The sequence below is a fragment of the uncultured Bacteroides sp. genome, assembly GCF_958445495.1.
GTDB lineage: Bacteria > Bacteroidota > Bacteroidia > Bacteroidales > Bacteroidaceae > Bacteroides.
Genome location: NZ_CAUCSQ010000040.1, coordinates 33,624 through 39,891, shown reverse-complemented (window position 1 = coordinate 39,891; position 6,268 = coordinate 33,624). Strand labels below are relative to the sequence as shown.

4 protein-coding genes are annotated in these 6,268 nt (G+C 41.4%); 1 reads left to right on the top strand and 3 read right to left on the bottom strand.

The window, feature by feature from the left end; genetic code table 11:
• Nucleotides 1–311 precede the first annotated feature (311 nt).
• A complete protein-coding gene (locus Q5076_RS13370) occupies nt 312–1,271 on the top strand; it encodes a TraB/GumN family protein (RefSeq protein ID WP_303014100.1) in 960 nt (319 codons plus the stop codon).
• A 237-nt stretch (nt 1,272–1,508) separates the two neighbouring features.
• Here Q5076_RS13370 and Q5076_RS13365 read toward each other — a convergent pair whose 3' ends face one another.
• The 3 genes from Q5076_RS13365 to Q5076_RS13355 all read right to left on the bottom strand — a co-directional run bounded on the left by Q5076_RS13365 (nt 1,509) and on the right by Q5076_RS13355 (nt 6,155).
• Entirely contained in the window at nt 1,509–2,654 is a 1,146-nt protein-coding gene (locus Q5076_RS13365; RefSeq protein ID WP_303014099.1) for a porin, read from the bottom strand.
• A 33-nt stretch (nt 2,655–2,687) separates the two neighbouring features.
• Nucleotides 2,688–3,464 (bottom strand): phosphatase PAP2 family protein, encoded by a 777-nt coding sequence (locus Q5076_RS13360; protein WP_303014098.1) that lies wholly within the window; start codon nt 3,462–3,464, stop codon nt 2,688–2,690.
• Nucleotides 3,465–3,749: 285 nt separating this feature from the next.
• Nucleotides 3,750–6,155: a hypothetical protein gene (locus Q5076_RS13355; protein WP_303014097.1), complete on the bottom strand. Its 2,406-nt coding sequence runs from the start codon at nt 6,153–6,155 to the stop codon at nt 3,750–3,752.
• Nucleotides 6,156–6,268: the final 113 nt, after the last annotated feature.

Sequence of the window (6,268 nt, the reverse complement as noted above, 5' to 3'; positions counted from 1 at the left end):
GAACGATTGACACACAGCTTGCATTGTTCTGAATTCATCGAACTCACGTTATTTAGACTTTTCTTTATTTAATGATCCTTCTGGCTTTTTCTTATCTATGTTTTCAATGGAAAATGTAAATTTAATGAATTGGGAACAATGTTTAACTATTTGATTCATTTGCTAAATGAAAAAAGAGTGAATTATGTGAACATACAATTTTTGATAAATAGTGTGTATACAGAAACTGATATAAATTCTTTTATATCTAAGGCATTTCATTTGACACCTCGTTTTGGTAAAGTAGTCTATAAATATAAAAAATAATAATCATGAAAAACTTAACACTTTTAATCATCACCTTTTTGAGCAGCATACTTAGTCAGGCACAAGTAACGGAAGCGCCTGTAAAGCTGGAAGATGCTTTGTTATGGGAGATTTCCGGAAATGGACTACAGAAATCATCTTATTTGTTGGGTACAATGCATACTGTTGAATTCCGTTTTATGTTTGATAGTATTCCCGGAATACGGAAAGTTCTTTCTGCTGTAGAGCAAGTAGCTACAGAAATAGATATGATGGCTACAGATTCGACTCGAAGGAAGACACCAATCATCTCTGACGATTATTTTCTTATGCCTTCGGATACCACTTATTCCATGTTATATAATGCTGCGGATTTTTCTTTTGTAGATTCAGTTCTATCATCAGGAAATGTTCGTTATGCTGAACGTGTTCCTGCATTTTGGCAGAATATCTATATTAGAGATATCATATATAATAGGATAAAAAAAGAAAGTGGTATGGATTATTTTTTATTACGGCTTGCGCATCATAGTTCTAAAAAAACGTTTGCTCTTGAAACTATAGAGGAGATTACAAGCAAGGTTAAAAAGGTCAATATGTCCGAATATGAAGTTGGCTTGAAAAAACAAGCTTCAGGTTTACTTTTTATTTTGAAGAATGCTGATATGATTCGTAATCATTACAATCTGCTGGATTCTTTGTATCGTACCCGGCAATTAAGCTACTTGAGTTTTGAAAACCTGACGAAAGAGTTAATGACTTTAAATGAACAGGGTACAGAATTTGACCCAGAAAAAAGTGATTTCCTGAATGCACATAATTTAATGATAATGAAAGAACGTAATGATGCTTGGATGCTTAAAATACCTGAATTGATAAATCAAGGTCCTACTTTAATCGCTGTGGGTGCAATGCATCTTACAGAAAGTGCAGGACTTATCAATCAGTTAAGAAAAATGGGATATACCGTAAAACCGGTGGAATAAAATCATTACGATTTTAAGAAAGATTTTTGATGCCGATAAAGAAAGTAATGACGGAAGGATTAGAACATGAAGACAAGCTGTGAGATATCAAATAGTTTTTACGCTTTCCCTGCAAAACGTATAACAACCTTCTGGTTACATGTTAACAGTATGGACTCTTGCCATAAAGTAACAAGATGTCCATACTGTGAATAGAAAGCTGTCTGCCAAGTTGTTCTTGTTGAAGTTAAGGTGGGTTTAAAAGATTATCTGAAACCTTGTCTGGAATGCGTTCAAGGTCTGATTGTCAAATCCTCTTCTATCTGTTGTCCGGGTATATGAATACCGGAACCTCCATATCATATACTTGTTCAAATAATAATTGACAGTGAATGAAACATCATTCAGACGTCCTCCGTAGATTTCAGCTTTTGTATCGGACATATCAGTGTAGTTATATCCGAGCACACATTCCAGAGAACGGGGAGCGGGAGTAGCTATTCCGCAATCGGTATGCGAATGTTTGTAGTCGCCGCCTATCAATAACCCCCTTACTATACCGTAAGCTCCACTTGCCTTATAATTCTTGAGTCCTTTTTCCCGGTTCACCTGGAGATAGTAATATTGCGATTCCAATGCTACTGGACCGTAGGCTGCTACCAGTTCGGGAGTGAATTTAAACAAATATTTGGCATCCTTGATGACAGCGTTCACAGCCTTCACCTTTGCAATGCGGGTCGGGAAATTGGCACCCAGGTCAAAACTGGTGTGGTTTAACTCTTCGTCGCTGTTATATCTGGGACTTTCGTAAGCTCCGGAGATGCCAATCTGAAACAATACTCCGTCATTGCGCAACGGGCGGTAAACCAGTCGACTCATGGCTCCGTAACCCATTTTGCCGAGCTCGTTGGATTTCTTTTTGAGGGCTTCGTTTTCCACGTGGACGCTTGCCGTACCGAAGAAATCGGCCTTGTCATAAATATACATGGCGCCTACCAGACGTGAATTGAAGAACGCCTCATTGCTTGTCGGCTCCTCCATCGTTATCTTCATGGACGAACTGGTGGAACTTTGGAGTCCGAACTGGTGTACAAAATTTCCAACGCGCAGCAGAGAGTGTGAAGACAGTTGTCTCTCAACGAATATATCCTTCAGGCTTACCTTTCCGTAAGCATATCCTATGTCTATTTTCGCTTTGAATTTTCCGTAACTGGCTTTTACACCGACTCTGGCGTCAGGTATGGCCAGACCGTCCGCGAACTCTTTGTTTTTCGAACTGAACAGGCCGCCGTCCATCAGAATCCTTCCCGTAGGAGTTACTTTCAAACTATTCTCATTCTGTGCATTTACCTGTATGGAAGACAGTAGCAGGACGGATAATCCCGCTAATATGATATTTTTCATAATATGTGATTTTTACGGTTTAAAAAAAGGTGGTTAATTCTTATTGCTAGGTTGTACATCTCCTGCTTTCTGAAGTTCGGCAAATTCTTTTTTCGCCTTTTGTAACTGCTTCATGAATTCTTTGTTGGCATGAAGACGGGCAACGACGGCACTGGCTACGATTCTGGCGGCATCTACATCGCTTTGGAAATGATAACCGCAGATAACACGGCTTTGTCCCATTTCAAGTCCTCTTTTCAGAATCTCGTCTTGCCTGTCCGGATTAATTTCGGCAAGGACAAGGGCAGTGGCCCATCCTATGGCTGTATGTCCGGAAGGATATGAACCGTTGGTAGAAAGTTCTTTTTGTTGTTCGGGGTTGCACGTCATCTCATTGAAGAAACTGAACGGGCGGACACGCATATAATGGTCTTTGGCGTGACGGGTAGCCAAATCACCGGCATCTTCTCTCATGTTGGTGATAAGTTTATGTATTTGAGGCGTTTTTTCCTTAGAGATTTTAACACCGAACGCTTCGGAAAAGGCAAGAGGCACGCCATTACCGTTTACACGCGCATCTTGTACAGCTTGGTCTCCCCTTGGAGTGTCCCTTTGCATCTTTCCCCAGTCGTAACGTTCCTTGTCGTATAAGAACAGGATGCTTCCGGCTTCGGGTGGAGGAGGCAGTAACTTCAAACTGTTAGGAACTTCGGACTCTTCCAGGAAATATAAATCGGGATTGGTTCTTCTGTCTTTAATCTTATTTTCTTGGGCGAATATACTGAATGAAACGATACAGCACAGAAAGAATAAGGTAATTTTAGTCTTCATGGTTTTCATGATTTAAATTAATTTTATAGGTTTATTAAAATGATTATATAGGTTTTTCGAAAAACTTTCCGCTTATCTCCGGGCCGTCGGACTTGTGGTCTGGTGCAGCTCGTAGTTGACAGGGACAAAAGTAGCGTTCGGCTCTATCTTTGGAATCCTTTTTCAATCCTTTTTTCTCCTTTTATAGGACGTAAATGTCCTGATTGGAAAAGGGATAAAAAAAGCATTGGAAAGATTCTCACCGGTCTTTCCAATGCTTTGTTGTCTGTTATATATGAAAAGAAATTACTTCTTTCTGGCGCTTACGCACTCATAAAGCAGGCTGATAATCCTGCAATCGGGTTCTCCACCGGGATAGAGTTGTTCAATTTCTTTTCGGACGTTATACTTGTGACGGGTTACGGTAGATTGGTCTACATCCAATACCCTTGATATGATATTGGCGTCTATATCTTCGATGAACAAAAGTATCGTGATGAAGTACCGCTCCTTGCCCCTGCGTTTCATGAAGGAGAGCTTGCCTAGTTCCGGATACTTGTCGGCGAAGTCAAGGCATGCCTGTTTCAAATCCTGCCGCATGTTTTCTTCGTTTTCGGTTCTTCTGACTCCTAATGCATCAAACAGGTTTTTTACTTTTTTATCTACGGCTTGAATATCCTTGTCTATTTCGTCCTGGCTTGTCCCGGATCCGTCCGGAAATCTCCTTTTTTCATCCAAGTTCGCTTTAGAAGCATTTGTAGCCTTTCTTTTTCTCTTTCTTAGGAAATAGAAGATGGCGGTTAAAAGAACTAATGCCGTTACTGAAACTATGAGATAAATGAAGTACGGGTGTTTCTCTTTTTCTATGGAGATAGGAATCAGTTCCGATTTCCCGTCGAAGAGGAAAAGTCCGGATTTACATCCCAGTATGGCTTTGCGTCCGTTGACCGCAATGGCAGGTTTGTTGAATGCCAGGTCACAGAACAGAGGGTCTGGAATATCCGGATTGTCCCAGCCTTTAAAACTGAGACCGTAATAATAGAGAATGAAGAAACCCTCGTCCGGGTTCTTTTCAAGTGCGCCTGCGATTGACTTTATATGGTTTATGGGTAACAGTTCGGAAGTTGCATGATTGACAATACCCGACGATGTGTTCAGGTATATGTTTTTCCCGTTGGCTATCAGGCCGTATGTACTTTCGTATTCGGACAAATCACGTATTTGCCCGAACGGCGTCAGTTGGTCTTTCAGAGCTCTCCCGTACAATCCTTTGTTCAGGGTCGCTACATAAATACTGTCTCCGTTTTCGCAGATTCCGGTGATATAAGCGTCCACAGTATCTTTTATCCCTTTGCCGGAGATGACGGGAATGGGGGTGACGAGATGTTTTGCCTGCTCGTCTACGATACCCAGATATTTTCTTGTCCCGATGTAGAGGCGGTGTTCGGCAGGGGAGAAATAAAGGAAGGTGATGTTGTTCTGTCCTTTGGAGTTACTGAACTGCAAGATGGTTTCTGCCTTGTTACGTCTGATTTTATAAAGTTTTTTCCGGGTTGCCAGATAGAAAGTGTTATTGTCTGTCTGGAGGAACTTGATGATATCATTGGCGTTTATGTCTAAGTCTTCTATTTGTCCCAAAGGTTTGGATTTAAACTCCGGATGATTGTATATGAACTTATATAAATGCAGCTTGAAGTCGTCTGTAATGAAGTAAATACTGTCTCCTGTCTTTTTGTCGCTGACTGCGATGACGTTATTTCCCGAATCGACGGAGTTTTGGCGCAAGGCGAAAGACAACAGGGCTTCTTTGCATGCCAGATATAGAAAGTCGTTTCCCATCAAACCCGCTTGTTTGGCGGCAGTACTGATTCCATCCGGCAATTCGTATTTCAAAGTCTGTCCGTCCTTCGTATATAGGATAGAGTTCCCGGTGATGAACCACTCGGTCTTATTGGGGCCTTGGGCATACAGGAAATACCTCCCGTTGCGTAAAAGGACCTTCTTTCTGTCGGGGCTGACTTTGATGATTGCGTTTTCCAACAGGGCATATACCGTGTCGTTGTAAATGCTGATGTTTGTGGTTAGGGAGTCGATAACCGGAAAGACGGAATCCTTTTCCGGATTGTGTAAGATGAACAAACCGCGGTCACTGGCTATGTAGAGCGTATTATCTTTTACCAGCACCTTGTTGATGCCGCAATTCTTATCATAGTTACCGAGTTTTACGGGAAGGAGTTCACGGCATTTATCTTTGTCACGCAGGTGCAACCGGTACAGGCCGTTGCTGGTCCCGACATACAATATCCGGTTTTCCCGGTCCTTGGCGAGGCTGTAGACAGAATAATTCAGATTCTTGTCCTTGATGTAGTAAGACTGGGTTTGCTGGGAATTCTTCGCAAACAGTTTCAGACCGGCGTCCCTGGTTCCGATGAACAGACTGTCTTCGCTGTCTTCCAGGATATCATATATCCTGCGGTTGCTGTTGATGGAATAGGTCCGGCTGTCGTTGTTAACCTTTTCGATGATACAACCGTCTTCTTGTCCGATGTAAAGCTTGTCACCATCGGTCGGAGACTGGCTTATGCAAGATATCGGAGCATCGAAAGTATAGATGTTGTACATCAGCCTTATAGTGTCCGGAACAGTGCTTTTGTTACATGCCGTCAACATAATCAAAATTGAAGCGATAAGAAAGTATAAACGTCTTTTCATATTTAATGTTTAAGTATATATTGTTGGTTAAACACAAGTTTGCCGGGACAAACAAGATTACATAAAAATCTCAGATTGAATGACAAAGATAATCAGTTTTACCGAAATGAAGA

Coding starts and splice junctions, on each gene's coding strand:
- Q5076_RS13355 (WP_303014097.1), bottom strand. CDS start 6,155: ATGAAAAGACGTTTATACTTTCTTATCGCTTCAATTTTGATTATGTTG.
- Q5076_RS13365 (WP_303014099.1), bottom strand. CDS start 2,654: ATGAAAAATATCATATTAGCGGGATTATCCGTCCTGCTACTGTCTTCC.
- Q5076_RS13360 (WP_303014098.1), bottom strand. CDS start 3,464: ATGAAGACTAAAATTACCTTATTCTTTCTGTGCTGTATCGTTTCATTC.
- Q5076_RS13370 (WP_303014100.1), top strand. CDS start 312: ATGAAAAACTTAACACTTTTAATCATCACCTTTTTGAGCAGCATACTT.